The organism is Bacillus sp. 01N42_2, assembly GCF_056399565.1.
Genome location: NZ_JBFTRO010000009.1, coordinates 96870 through 110519 on the forward strand (window position 1 = coordinate 96870; position 13650 = coordinate 110519).

Consider the following 13650-nt stretch of genomic DNA (forward strand, 5'->3'; position numbering starts at 1 on the left):
GCCTTATTGGTTGACGATGTTGAGTTATACCGTTTAGTATTATATAGAATGACCAGTCAGTCAATAAAAAATAACGGAGGACATGATGAACCACATTATTAACTTTGTACTGAAGAACAAATTCGCAGTTTGGCTGATGACGATTATCGTTACTGTAGCAGGGCTGTATGCCGGTCTGAATATGAAACAGGAATCCATACCGGACGTCAACATGCCTTATCTCTCAGTAAATACGACTTATCCCGGAGCTGCTCCGAGTCAAGTTGCGGATGACGTAACGAAACCAATTGAGCAGGCGGTGCAGAATTTAGAAGGAGTGAGCGTCGTATCGTCCACATCCTCTGAAAACGTCTCATCGGTTACGATTGAATATGATTACAGCAAGGATATGGACAAGGCGAAAACTGAAGTCGCTGAAGCGCTGGACAGTGTCAGCCTTCCTGACGACGCGAAAAAACCTGACATTTCCCGTTACAGTCTCAACTCTTTCCCGATTTTGACGCTCAGTGTGACAAGCGGCAAAAGCTCGCTTGAAGATCTGACCAAAAATGTGGAAAACACTCTCGTTCCTAAGCTCAAAGGCATCCAGGGCGTTGCGTCCGTGCAAGTTTCCGGACAGCAGGAAGAGCAGGTGGAATTCTCTTTCAAAGACAAAAAAATGAAAGAGTACGGACTTGATGAAGATACCGTCAAGAAAGTGATCCAAGGCTCTGACGTCAATACGCCGCTTGGATTGTACACGTTCGGCAACAAAGAAAAATCAGTTGTCGTTAACGGAAATATTACGTCAATTAAAGATCTGAAAGATATGAGAATCCCCGTCACATCTTCTTCTGCCGCTCAAGGTCAAGCGGGCGGAGCTGGTGCGGCATCTGCGGCGGACGCTCAGGCTGCGCAGCAGGCACAGCAAAGCGCATCAGCAGGGGTGCCGACAGTCAAGCTTTCTGACATTGCCGACATTAAAGATGTGAAAAAAGCAGAATCCATTTCCCGCACGAACGGAAAGGACAGCATCGGAATTAATATCGTAAAGGCCAATGACGCCAACACGGTGGAAGTGGCCGATGCGATTAAAGATGAACTGAATCAATACAAAAAAGACCACAAAGGGTTCAAGTACAGCTCGACTCTTGATATGGCAAAGCCGATTACAGAGTCAGTGGAGACGATGTTAAGCAAAGCGATTTTCGGCGCGATTTTTGCGGTCGTGATTATTCTCTTATTCTTAAGAGATATTAAATCAACGATGATTTCTATCGTTTCCATCCCGCTGTCACTGCTGATTGCGCTTCTGGTGCTGAATCAGCTCGATGTCACATTGAACATTATGACACTCGGCGCGATGACGGTCGCCATCGGACGGGTAGTCGATGATTCCATTGTCGTTATCGAAAACATTTACCGCCGCATGAGGCTGAAAGATGAGCCTTTACGCGGGAAGCAATTGGTGCGTGAAGCGACAAAAGAAATGTTTAAACCGATCATGTCATCAACGATCGTAACCATTGCCGTATTCCTGCCGCTTGCCATGGTCGGCGGACAGATCGGCGAACTGTTTATGCCGTTTGCCTTAACAATCGTTTTCGCGCTTGCCGCATCATTGTTGATTTCCATCACACTGGTGCCGATGCTTGCGCACAGTTTATTCAAAAAATCGCTCACAGGCGCGCCTGTTAAAGCGAAAGAGCATAAGCCGGGCAGATTGGCCAATTTCTATAAAAAAGTGCTGAATTGGTCATTAAGCCATAAATGGATTACATCTATTATCGCGGTTCTGATGCTTGCCGGCAGTTTGTTCCTCGTACCTCTGATCGGCGCGAGCTACCTGCCTGCGCAAGCGGACAAAACAATGCAGCTCACATACACGCCTGAACCGGGTGAAACGAAAAGCGAAGCTGAAAAAGCTGCGCAAAAAGCGGAAGACATGCTGCTTAAACGCAAACATGTCGATACCGTCCAGTATTCATTAGGCTCGCAAAGCCCGCTCGGCGGAAGCTCAAACGGGGCATTGTTCTACGTGAAATACGAGGATGACACGCCTGATTTTGACAAAGAAAAAGACAATGTCTTAAAAGAAGTCAAAAAAACATCCAGCCGCGGCGAATGGAAATCACAAAATTTCAGCTCGTCAGGCAACAACAACGAATTAACGTACTATGTGTACGGAGATTCAGAGTCTGATATTAAAGGCACGGTCAAAGACATCGAAGGCATCATGAAAAAGCAGAAGGATCTGAAAGACGTCAACTCAGGCCTTTCCAGCACATATGATGAGTACACGTTCACCGCTGACCAGGAGAAGCTCAGCAAGATGGGCCTGACGGCTTCGCAAATCTCCCAAGCCTTGATGCCGCAAACGTCACAGTCTCCTTTGACAACGGTGAAAAAAGACGGCAAAGAGCTTGACGTAAACATCAAAACAGAAAAAGACCAGTATAAGAGTGTAAAAGAATTAGAGGATAAAACCATCACATCGCCTGCAGGCCAAGAAGTAAAAATCGGCGATGTGGCGAAAGTGAAAAACGGCACGACATCTGATACCATTTCCAGACGCGACGGCAAAGTGTACGCTGACGTAACGGCAACCGTCACTTCTGACAACGTCACGAAGGTGTCATCAGCCGTTCAAAAGAAAGTAGACAAACTGGATAAGCCGGACAATGTATCCATTGATACCGGCGGTGTATCAGCCGATATTGCTGATTCCTTTACGAAACTCGGTTTAGCGATGCTTGCCGCAATCGCCATCGTATACCTCGTGCTTGTGATTACGTTCGGCGGAGCATTAGCGCCGTTTGCGATTCTGTTCTCGCTGCCGTTTACAATCATCGGCGCATTAGCCGGACTGTATGTATCCGGAGAGACGATCAGTCTGAACGCCATGATCGGTATGCTGATGCTGATCGGAATCGTCGTTACAAACGCGATTGTCTTAATTGACCGCGTCATTCATAAAGAAGCGGAAGGCTTATCGACGAGAGAAGCGCTCCTTGAAGCCGGCTCTACGAGATTGCGTCCGATTCTGATGACGGCGATCGCGACAATCGGCGCCCTGCTTCCATTGGCATTGGGCTTCGAAGGCGGAAGCCAGGTCATTTCTAAAGGACTCGGTGTCACCGTTATCGGCGGTTTAATCAGTTCGACTCTGCTTACCCTTCTGATTGTGCCGATCGTATATGAAGTATTGGCGAAATTCCGTAAGAAAAAACCAGGAACAGAAGAAGAGTAAGACAGCGGGCCTTGGCTCCTTAAAAGGAGCCGGGGCCTTTTTTCTTCTGGCAATTCCTGTACATATTGTTGCGATTTTCTCAAGTCATAGTATAATTAAAGGTTGTTAGTGTTAATAATGGATCGGATACTCTTAAGTAGGATGATGAGATAATGAAACGTGCACGCATAATATACAATCCGACTTCAGGACGGGAGCTTTTTAAGAAAAATCTTGCCCAGGTCCTGCAAAAATTTGAACAAGCCGGTTATGAAACCTCCACCCATGCCACCACATGCGCGGGGGATGCCACTCACGCCGCAAAAGAAGCCGCTTTGCGGGAGTTTGACCTGATTATCGCAGCCGGCGGAGACGGAACGATTAATGAAGTCGTCAACGGCCTTGCGCCGTTAGACAACCGCCCGACACTCGGCATCATTCCGGTCGGCACGACAAATGACTTCGCCAGAGCGCTGGGCATTCCGAGAGAGAGTATACTGAATGCCGCTGATACCGTCATTAACGGCGCAGCCCGCCCGATCGACATCGGTCAGGTGAACGGTCAGTACTTCATCAACATCGCCGGCGGAGGCCGTCTGACGGAGCTGACGTATGATGTGCCGAGCAAACTGAAAACGATGCTCGGCCAGCTTGCTTATTATTTAAAGGGAATGGAAATGCTGCCTTCACTTCGACCGACAGAAGTCGAGATTGAATATGACGGCAAGCTGTTTCAAGGCGAAATTATGCTGTTTTTAGTGACGCTGACCAACTCGGTCGGCGGATTCGAGAAGCTGGCCCCTGATTCCAGCCTGAATGACGGCATGTTTGATTTAATTATTTTGAAAAAAGCCAACCTCGCGGAGTTTATCAGAGTCGCGAGCATGGCGCTCAGAGGCGATCATATTAACGATCAGCACATTATCTACACAAAAGCGAACCGTGTGAAAGTCAATGTATCAGAAAAGATGCAGCTGAACCTGGATGGCGAATACGGCGGCATGCTGCCTGGCGAATTCGTGAATCTGTATCGGCATATTCACGTCATCATGCCGAAGGAGAAAGCGGAACAGCTGGATGATTAATACGCGGACAAAATCCTAAAACAGTATTCGTTTTAGGATTTTGTCATCTTTTCAGCGTGATCGGAAACCTTTGAAGGCCTGAATTTGAAGGTTTGCCAGCACGCTGAAACAAGGCTTTTGGCCGAGTTTTCTTTCGCTTAAAACTAGAGGTGATTATAGATGAAAATGAAACCCCCGATAGAAAAAAATGAATACTATGACGTGACATTTGAGGATTTGACGCACGAAGGAGCGGGCGTCGCAAAGGTTGAGGGCTTCCCGATCTTCGTGCCGAACGCCCTGCCTGAGGAAAAAGCGCAAATCAAAGTGACACGTGTCAAAAAAGGCTTCGCTTTCGGCCGCTTAATCGAGCTGAAGGAAGAAAGCCCGCACAGAACGGATGCCCCGTGCCCAATCTACAAGCAATGCGGCGGCTGCCAGCTCCAGCACATGACCTATGAAGGCCAGCTCTTGTTTAAACAGAAACAAGTCAAAGACGTCTTAGAACGGATCGGCAAGCTGGATCTCTCTAAAGTCACCGTGCACCCGACGCTCGGCATGGAAGACCCGTGGAACTACAGAAACAAAGCACAGGTGCCAGTCGGTGAAAGAGAAGGCGGACTCGTCGCCGGATTTTATCAGCAAAGAAGCCATGACATCATCGACATGAGCGCCTGCCTGATTCAGCAATCCAAAAATGACGAAGCCGTCCAAGCCGTCAAAGACATCTGCGCAAACTACGGTGTCAAAGCCTACAACGAAGAACGCCACAAAGGCTGGCTCCGCCATATCATGGTCAGATACGGCGTCGTCACAGGCGAAATGATGATCGTCTTCATCACAAGAACAAACGACTTCCCGCACAAAGCGAAGATCATCGAAGACATTACGGCGCAATTCCCGCACGTCAAATCAATCGTGCAAAACATCAACCCAAATAAAACAAACGTGATCTTTGGGGACGAAACAAACGTCATCTGGGGCGAAGAATACATCTACGACCTCATCGGAGACGTCAAATTCGCCATCTCCGCCAGATCGTTCTATCAGGTTAACCCGGAACAGACAAAAGTGCTCTACGACAAAGCGCTTGAGTACGCGGAGCTGCAAGGGGAAGAAACCGTCATCGACGCCTACTGCGGCATCGGAACAATTTCTCTCTTCTTGGCGAAGCAGGCGAAAAAGGTGTATGGCGTCGAAATCGTACCGGAAGCCATCGACGATGCAAAACGCAACGCTGAACTGAACGGCATCACAAACGCGGAATTCGCAGTCGGAGAAGCGGAAACCGTGATTCCAAAGTGGTATGAGGAAGGCATCACGGCCGATACACTAGTCGTCGATCCGCCAAGAAAAGGCTGTGACGAAGCGCTGTTGCGCACAATTATCGACATGAAACCGAAGCGGGTGGTGTACGTGTCCTGCAATCCAGGAACGCTTGCAAGAGACCTGCGGGTGCTTGAGGATGGCGGGTATGCGACGCTGGAAGTGCAGCCTGTGGATATGTTCCCGCATACGAATCATGTGGAGTGTGTGGCAGTGCTGGAATTAAGAGAAGGCAACTAACCCTTAGGGATAGTTGCCTTTTTTAATCCGAATTTTTTTGCATTCAGGACGAACTCTTGACATGAGAGGAGTGCCAGAAGATGTTTGGTTAACGCCTATAATATAGCTTTCTATACATCTCTTTATTAATATTCACTCTAGAGGGGCAGCTTTTTTAATACACTTTCATATCTTGTTTTTTCTCCTTACTAATCATTACTTTTTCTAAATAACTCTTAAGAAATACATTATCTATCCTATCCGGAATGTAACCCAGACGTTTATTTAATATATTCTCTATGATATACATTTTCTTTGTGTAATATTGGTAATTATCCGTTGCGATTTGAACTCTTTCTGATTCATTTCCCTTTTCTGATTCAAGTCGAGATTTTATAGCTGATCATACTTCTGTTTGCGTATTTTTCTTGAGAGCCGCAGTAAATGAAATAATTCAATTGTTGGCAGAGTCATTAGTTCTGGTGTAGACTTATCCAAATCTAATTCAGAAATATGCTCACGATATTCTATGATTTCACGTTTGCCATCTCTCTGAACATTATGTATGTACATTAAGCAAAAACTACAGTAATACTGATCATCCTTTTGAATTGAAGTTGCACAATAAGGGCATGTTTCCATTACGTTCTCCTTTCTGAATGTTCCAAGATAGTATGTATTTCGGTTACAGACAGGAATTTTAAATAGTATTAGAGATTCTTAACCAATAATAACCCTTTTTATGATAAAGGGTTTATTGATTACAGCATGTATAAACTTCATGCAAAATCAATAGTGATCCACGTGTATAGAAAATCCACCGATACTAAACTCAATAACAAAATCCGAAAGTAATAAATTATATCATTATAATCAAGATAATTATTTATAAAAAGATAATAAAGTTGGATAAAAATGAGAAAATCACAGCGGGAATGACGATATAAAGTTAGTGGACAACGGTATATAATCTTACTTTTCGAGGTGAACAGAATGGGAGAAGAACAAGACATTATTACAGTAACGGATCTGCGCAAAAAATATGGATCATTTGAAGCAGTGAAAGGGGTATCCTTTTCTGTCAAACGCGGCGAGCTGTTTGCATTTCTGGGAACGAACGGTGCGGGGAAATCGACCACTATCGATATTCTCTGTACGCTGATTAAAAAGACATCCGGAAAAGTGGTAATAGACGGTTTTACGCTTGGTGAGGGGAAAGAGAATAATCATATCCGTAAAAAGATTGGGGTTGTCTTTCAAGAGAGCATTTTGGACGAACGATTGACCGTTTATGAAAATATCATGAACCGCGGACAATATTATCATTTAAGCAAGGCACAAGTGCAAGAGAACTATCAGTTTGTAACAGACTATTTAAAATTGGATGATATTAAGGAGAAAAAATACAGCGATTTGTCAGGCGGACAAAGAAGAAGAGCAGATATTGCCCGTGCCATCATCCATAAACCGACTATATTATTTTTAGATGAGCCTACTACAGGTCTTGATCCGCAAACGAGAGTATTTGTTTGGAATGCGATTAAAAGGCTGCAGGAAGAAACAAACATGACAATCTTTTTAACGACCCATTACATGGAGGAGGCCGCTGTGGCTGATAACGTTGTGGTCATCAAAGAAGGACGTCTGATCGCAGAGGGCACACCGAGTCAGCTGAAAGATCAATATGCGTTTGACAGTCTGCATATGATATTTAAGCAAGGCGTTGATCCGACTGCGTGGTTTGAAAATAAACAACTGGATTTTACGGTTAAAAACTCTATTTATTCCCTTCGTGTAGAGTCCACTCTTCATGCGTTGGACATTTTGAAAGGTCTTGAAGGAAAAATTGAATCTTTCGAGGTGATTAAAGGGAATATGGATGATGTGTTTATCCATATTATCGAAGAACAAGGAAGCAGTTTGCCAGTAAAGGGGAGCATTGCGTAAATGAAGTCTTTATCCAGTTTAATCAGCAGAAATATAAAAATTTACTTCCGTGATCGAACGCTTTTGCTTCTTTCTTTGCTGTCAGTATTTATCGTCATTCTGTTATATGCCGTGTTCTTACAGCAGACACAGCTGGACGCTATTAAGGCTCTGGTCGGTTCGACAGATGATTCCAAAGCAATGGTGAACGAATGGATGGTGGCGGGATTGCTGTCCATTACAGCTGTGACAACGACTTTAGGCGCTTTCGGAATTATGGTGAAGGATAAAGAAAGCAAGAGAACGTATGACTTTTTAACAGCTCCTTTATCAAGGGCGACCATCCAATTGAGCTACGTCATTCATTCATTTGTCATCGGCTTGATCTTTTCTTTCATCGCCTTTTTAGGCTGTGAAATTTTTCTCATTTCAACAGGCAGCAAGCTTTTAAGCGGTACAGATATACTTGAAGTATTGGGGATCATTATTCTTTCAGTTGCACTGTCAAGCTCTATTAATTTATTTTTAACGCTGTTTATTCACACACAAAATGCATTTTCGACGTTAAGTACGATTGTCGGAACAGCCATCGGTTTTTTATGCGGAGTTTATGTGCCGATCGGCGGTGTACCGGCTTTTGTACAGAAGATTATTATGTATTTCCCTATCAGCCATACCGCTGTTCTGTTCAGAAAGGCGTTTATGACAGATTCAGTTGACAAAGTATTTAAACATGCCTCTGCGGACCAAATACAGGAATATGAAAAGCATTACGGGATCGTCTACAAGTTAAACGGCCATTTTATCAGTACGGCAGCAAGCTTGTGGATCATTGTCATTACAGCCATCATATTTACCGTTATATCTATTTTCATATTTAAAAAACAAAATAAATAACCTATTCAGTCGATACATAACGATTTAACAGGCAGCATCCGTTTACTGGATGCTGCCTGTTTTGCTTAGTCTTATGGAAGCATGCCCATATTTTTGTGCTTCTTCAGGTTCTGTCTTTGTGTACCGGTTAATTCTGATGCAATAACATGTTACATTAGTCAAGATATCCTGGTTGTCAGCTTTTCATTTATCTTTCGCTAGTCTTGATGAAATCTTCTAGGAAGGTTCTTACCGTTTTCCTTTTTGGCATCAAGCCTAGGTTTTTATACACCCAAACAGCTTTTCTTTGAGCTCCATTTAGCTCTGAACCGATTACATCTTCATAGTTATAATCTATAGAAAACTGGCCTGTCCTATCTAGTTTTAAAGTCAAGTTCGTCCAAATATGCAGATTATTTTCTTTATATTCTTTGAGCAGTTCTTCGAAGGCTTCTTGAAGTTTGATTAATAGATTGTCATAAAGATCTTCGCTTACTTGAAAATGTTCAGGAATATTATGAGAATAGATATAATCCTCACTTTGCGGAGGATTGAAATAAAAGAAAACTTCAGAAGAATCGTCGAGTATTTCTGCATAAAGAATGACCTTTTCCCATTCAGAAGGAATGATTTCGTTAATGCCTTCTGCTATCTGTTGATATAATTCACCCATTTTTTCTGTTTCCATGCTAACCTCCAGTTCAAAATTTATAGATTTAGGTAGCTAATTAAAAATTCTTGATCTTCCTCGTCTTTAGGCAAAATTCCAAGAGTTTTGTACTCCCATAATGCAATTCTTTGATACCCATCAAGCTCAGATGCCAAAATATCATCATCATTATAATCAAGTTGGAATTGACCGTTGCTCTCCAATGTCAATGTAAGGTTCGTCCAAACCTGATCATAATTATTTTTGTGCTCAGCTCGTAATTCCTCAAAAAGTTCTCGGATTTCTCTTAAAAAAGTGTTGAAGATATCTTTACTTACACTGTATCGGACTGGTATATCTTGCGAATAAATCAGTTGACGTTTTTCTGGTGTCTTGTAGTGAAAGAGAACCATGGTAGAGTCATCTAATACTTCTGCATAAAGATATATTTTTGTCCATTCACAAGGTATGATGTCATTTAATTTATCACAAATAAACTGGTACAGATCTTGCATTTTCTTATTTTCCAACCTTTTCACCTTCAATCGTCGAGAAATCCTAGTTATAAAAAATAGCCCAGCAAAGAAGTGCTGAGCCATTATTGATTTATAGACCGAAGTAGTTTATTACAAATTCTTTATCGCTCTCATCTTCAGGCAATATCCCTAAATTTTGATATTCCCATATCACTTGTCGTTGTGTTCCGTTTAAGTCTGAGGCGATGACATCGGTGTAATCGTAGTCAATTGAGAATTTTCCAGTATTCTCTAGTTTAAGCGTTAAATTGGTCCAAATATCTTGGTTGTTTGCTTTAAATTCTTCTCTTAACTCTTCGAATAACTCTTGAAGTTCAATTAATAAACTCACGTATATTTTTTTACTAACATCGAATTGTTTCGGTATATCATGAGAATAGATATTCTCTTCATTTTGTAGTGTGTTGAAGAAAAAGTAAACTTCTGACGAATCATCTAATATTTCCGCATAAAGAATGATTTTTGTCCATTCAGATGGAATCATTTCATTAAGCTGTTCTGCTATTTGTTGATATAACTGTCCCATTTTCTCAGTTTCCATAGGTTTAACCTCCAGCTTGGTTTTTTATTGTCACGAATTTTGTTTTATTGCCAATCGTATATTCGATTATGAATTTTGTAGGTCTTAAAGAGTCACCTTTATATAGAGATTCTATGTTAACATTAACTCTTTTAGGAGGTTCTTCTTTAAGAGCCTTTGCCCATTCTTGCTCCATTTCATACCATCTGCCACCGCTCCTATTAATCTGAGGGTTCATCGGCACGATATTGTCGAATTGGCCTGAGCCTTTGAATTGGGTGGCGATTAGGTGGCCTCCGTCGTCATCTGTCAGGCGGTCTGGTTTACCTGCTTTTGACTGTGCATATTGGTTGTGTTTTGCTTCTCCTAGCTGCAAAGTCTGCTTTGACACTTGTAATTCTACCATAGTTGTCAGTCGTGTATGTGTAGCCTTCTTTTGTTTTGTAGATGACATTCGGCTTCAATACTTTCTTTCTGGTCCATTTCGCAAAATGCTCGCCGTATTATTTGACCCTACTGGCGAAGCTCGGTCTTCTTCTTCCCTTAGAGGAAGTTCCGTACGGTTTCGGTGTGTAAGGTACTCCTTTGGCGGTACCACGCATGGAGTAGGCGATAGTGGAGAATAACCTCCAGTTATAGTTAGTTACTTTGTCAGTGAGAGAACGCCCCTCCTTTTGTCTATCTATGGATATTTATAGTCTTTTAGGTTTTACACGCAAACAAAAAAGGCCTCTGAAAAAAAGAGAGCCTTCTTCTAGTCATCCTACTTTTTATTTGCTTCTAAGTAGTATGAATAACCATCTAATAAAATGCTACACTGAAAATGTAATTCTGAATTATGTTTTATTATGATTTTTTCTTTTAAACATAGGGTACTGCACCAATAAATTTAAATGAATAATTTTTTGCAGTTATTTCTTTCTCCCTGCCGTCATATTCAAAATTATATAAAAGAACAGCAGCATTGATTTGTTCAGGGAGTGTGGTACCTACCATGTTTTCGAAACGAGGTAAGATGACACTATCGTATGAACAGCCGTCAATTAGTGCAGGTAAATTGTTACGGCTATTTTCATGTGCAACTTTTTCTATAAAATCCTCATCTAAATCATCGATATCTATATCAAAGTCAATTAAAAATTGGGAAGGAAGAAAATCACCCTCATCTTCATTGTAAACTAATTCAACATATTTACTTAATGATTCATTATCCTTTATACTTCCAATCCACAATGATACGTAATTTTGGCGTTCCATATAAACCTCCTATTATTTAATCCTCAATCCTTTTGGCAGGGCTTCCACTCCACCTTTAAGTCTATAGTTTGCCCAATTATTTAATCTGCGGACAAATATATTATAGTTTAGAGATGAATCAATAATTCCTAGCAATTCATTATGGGCAGCTGTAGAGCCCAATCCCCCGTGTTTACCAACAGGATTTACGAACTCAACTTCGTTTATGGCAGTTCTTAAATCTCTTATTTGTTCCGCTGTAATATTCCAATGTTTAAAGGTAGGAGCTCGGGAAACTAAATGCCATTCGTGCATGCCGCCGGGTGCTCTTAGTTGTCTTTCAATTGCTCTTCTAACTTTTTTATCTGCCCAAAGTTCATCAAGTTGTTTTGTTGTTAATGAGTTGAACCAATTATTAAATTCACCACTTTTTACTGTAGGAACTATTGTTTTTCTAGGTTTCTTTACATTCTGGGTTTTTATTATCTCAGTTTCTTGTAAAGCTTTCGACTTCTGTACATCAATCTCTTTCTTCAAAAGCGGCGTATTCTTCACATTATGCGTATTTTCAATATCCTGGAGAATTCCTGCAAAAGCTGGTTGATTTCCTTTTGATAATGAATTGGTGAAATCTTTAGTTTTCTGGATACCTGTCTTCACATGTTTTGCAGCCGTTTTTTCTCCGGCTTCCAAGACGTTATCCACTTTGGCGGCGCCTGTTTTCGCGAGCTTGCTTGTTACTTTTACAGCTGAGCCGGAACCTTTTAGTCCGACGATACTCCCGATGGCGTAGGTGATGTAATGTGATCTTGAATACGCATCCCCGTTAACCATTTTATCATTCCATGAATCCGCCAGGTTTGTCCATATGATTTTTGCGTAGGAGGGTGTGTTCAATACAGCCGATATGGTTTTAGCGACTTTTTGTTCATCAGAGAGATGGTAAAAATCCCATGCGCCGACAGCCAGATCTTTGACGCCGGTTACGGTGTCTTTTCCGACATCATAAAGGCCGACGCCTATTCCTTTGACGATGTCCCAAGCCGTTTCTCCGACTTCTTCGAGTTGTTTTGCTTGTTCAAGCTGCATCACATATTGCACCTGAGCGGGTTCAAGGTTTTCATAGCCGATCTTCTTCGCGATTTCCAAATACTCATCGGGGTCGGTGACACCATCAGCCAGCTTTTTCTTCAGATCCTTGATTTCCCGCTCTTTCGCTTCTTCCTTTTTAATCGTCAAATAAGCATCCGAATGTCTTGCAATCTCGCCTTTTTTCTTATGGATGTCGCTTTCTCGATATGCCTTGGCGTTATAGTGAAGCGGCGTGGCGCTTTTTCCTTTGCTCGTGGCATTTTGAAGTTGCTGGAAGTCAGCTTGGATGAACTGTTCGTTCGCTTCGGTTTCTGCGTATTCTTTCATTAGGTCGTGATCGAGCTTGCCGAGTTTATGTATCGTTTCGCTTCTTTTTTTGTCAGCTGAAGAAAGCTTCTGATCCGTGCTTTCGGTTGAAAACAGATCAAGCGAGATGATGTCATCGATCTCACCGAGGATGGAGCGCATGTCCTTTTTCTGCTCTTCCATAATCGCCTTTGATTTACTGAGGGCGTGGGTGAGTTCATGCTCCAGGAAAGATTCCTCCACATGCGAATTGGAAAGTCCGGCATCTTCGACCTTACCGGGAAGGCTTGTGAGAAATGCGATTTTCATATCGATCAGATCAAGCCAGCTGTCTGTGACGCCGGCGTGATCCTGGAAAAAGGCTTTGATGTTGTCGGCGCCCCGGCCTGAGAAATCATTTTCACCAAGATCAGCCATGCCTTGAAACGCTTTTTTCAGGTTGACCATCTGACCGCGCAGTTTTTTATATTCACCCGCGCGCTGTTTGGCAGCGGCCAGCAGGCTGTTTGCTTCGAAAACTTTCATGACCATATCCTTTCTTTTGTTCGATATCAAAATTTTACCACGTGAATCGGGGTATACAGTGTAGGAAATAGGTAATAAGAATAAAATGAATCTTTTGACTTGCGACTTCCTTCCTGTATGAAGGGAGGCTTTTTATGTTTTGTACAATAACCCTCAAATTCGGCTTA

The 13650-nt window shown here is 42.5% G+C and carries 10 protein-coding genes and 1 pseudogene; 5 read left to right on the forward strand and 6 right to left on the reverse strand.

Annotation, left to right across the window (positions count from 1 at the left end; all coding sequences use genetic code 11):
• The first annotated feature begins 85 nt into the window (after positions 1-85).
• The 5 genes from AC1DN5_RS17185 to AC1DN5_RS17205 all read left to right on the forward strand — a co-directional run bounded on the left by AC1DN5_RS17185 (position 86) and on the right by AC1DN5_RS17205 (position 8640).
• Positions 86-3229, forward strand: coding sequence for an efflux RND transporter permease subunit (locus tag AC1DN5_RS17185; protein ID WP_016936995.1), 3144 nt, complete (start codon positions 86-88; stop codon positions 3227-3229).
• 152 nt (positions 3230-3381) lie between these two features.
• The gene (locus tag AC1DN5_RS17190) at positions 3382-4293 is read left to right on the forward strand and encodes a diacylglycerol kinase (protein ID WP_316101385.1); all 912 of its coding nucleotides are present in this window, start codon (positions 3382-3384) and stop codon (positions 4291-4293) included.
• A 159-nt stretch (positions 4294-4452) separates the two neighbouring features.
• Complete coding sequence (rlmD, locus tag AC1DN5_RS17195) at positions 4453-5838, forward strand: 23S rRNA (uracil(1939)-C(5))-methyltransferase RlmD (RefSeq protein WP_366970093.1); 1386 nt, start codon at positions 4453-4455, stop codon at positions 5836-5838.
• Between the two features lie 972 nt (positions 5839-6810).
• Positions 6811-7764, forward strand: coding sequence for an ABC transporter ATP-binding protein (locus tag AC1DN5_RS17200; protein WP_016936985.1), 954 nt, complete (start codon positions 6811-6813; stop codon positions 7762-7764).
• On the forward strand, positions 7765-8640 hold the full coding sequence (locus tag AC1DN5_RS17205) for an ABC transporter permease (protein WP_366970092.1): 876 nt from the start codon (positions 7765-7767) through the stop codon (positions 8638-8640).
• Positions 8641-8827: 187 nt separating this feature from the next.
• On the opposite strand, the gene yezG is transcribed toward AC1DN5_RS17205, so the two are convergent.
• From yezG to AC1DN5_RS17235, 6 genes and pseudogenes are all read right to left on the reverse strand, one after another.
• A complete protein-coding gene (gene yezG / locus AC1DN5_RS17210) occupies positions 8828-9307 on the reverse strand; it encodes an LXG family T7SS effector immunity protein YezG (protein WP_366970091.1) in 480 nt (159 codons plus the stop codon).
• Positions 9308-9327: 20 nt separating this feature from the next.
• A complete protein-coding gene (locus AC1DN5_RS17215) occupies positions 9328-9798 on the reverse strand; it encodes a TIGR01741 family protein (RefSeq protein WP_366970090.1) in 471 nt (156 codons plus the stop codon).
• A 76-nt stretch (positions 9799-9874) separates the two neighbouring features.
• Positions 9875-10345 carry an antitoxin YezG family protein gene (locus AC1DN5_RS17220; protein WP_061861234.1) on the reverse strand — a complete coding sequence of 157 codons (471 nt, stop codon included), beginning with the start codon at positions 10343-10345 and terminating at the stop codon, positions 9875-9877.
• A gap of 4 nt (positions 10346-10349) precedes the next feature.
• A pseudogene (locus AC1DN5_RS17225) lies at positions 10350-10893 on the reverse strand (DNA/RNA non-specific endonuclease); the annotation flags it as partial.
• A gap of 292 nt (positions 10894-11185) precedes the next feature.
• Entirely contained in the window at positions 11186-11581 is a 396-nt protein-coding gene (locus AC1DN5_RS17230) for an immunity 22 family protein (RefSeq protein WP_326239980.1), read from the reverse strand.
• 12 nt (positions 11582-11593) lie between these two features.
• The gene (locus tag AC1DN5_RS17235) at positions 11594-13483 is read right to left on the reverse strand and encodes a ribonuclease YeeF family protein (protein WP_366970089.1); all 1890 of its coding nucleotides are present in this window, start codon (positions 13481-13483) and stop codon (positions 11594-11596) included.
• Positions 13484-13650 lie beyond the last annotated feature (167 nt).

Coding starts and splice junctions, on each gene's coding strand:
- AC1DN5_RS17220 (WP_061861234.1), bottom strand. CDS start 10,345: ATGGAAACTGAGAAAATGGGACAGTTATATCAACAAATAGCAGAACAG.
- yezG (WP_366970091.1), bottom strand. CDS start 9,307: ATGGAAACAGAAAAAATGGGTGAATTATATCAACAGATAGCAGAAGGC.
- AC1DN5_RS17185 (WP_016936995.1), top strand. CDS start 86: ATGAACCACATTATTAACTTTGTACTGAAGAACAAATTCGCAGTTTGG.
- AC1DN5_RS17200 (WP_016936985.1), top strand. CDS start 6,811: ATGGGAGAAGAACAAGACATTATTACAGTAACGGATCTGCGCAAAAAA.
- AC1DN5_RS17205 (WP_366970092.1), top strand. CDS start 7,765: ATGAAGTCTTTATCCAGTTTAATCAGCAGAAATATAAAAATTTACTTC.
- rlmD (WP_366970093.1), top strand. CDS start 4,453: ATGAAAATGAAACCCCCGATAGAAAAAAATGAATACTATGACGTGACA.
- AC1DN5_RS17190 (WP_316101385.1), top strand. CDS start 3,382: ATGAAACGTGCACGCATAATATACAATCCGACTTCAGGACGGGAGCTT.
- AC1DN5_RS17230 (WP_326239980.1), bottom strand. CDS start 11,581: ATGGAACGCCAAAATTACGTATCATTGTGGATTGGAAGTATAAAGGAT.
- AC1DN5_RS17235 (WP_366970089.1), bottom strand. CDS start 13,483: ATGAAAGTTTTCGAAGCAAACAGCCTGCTGGCCGCTGCCAAACAGCGC.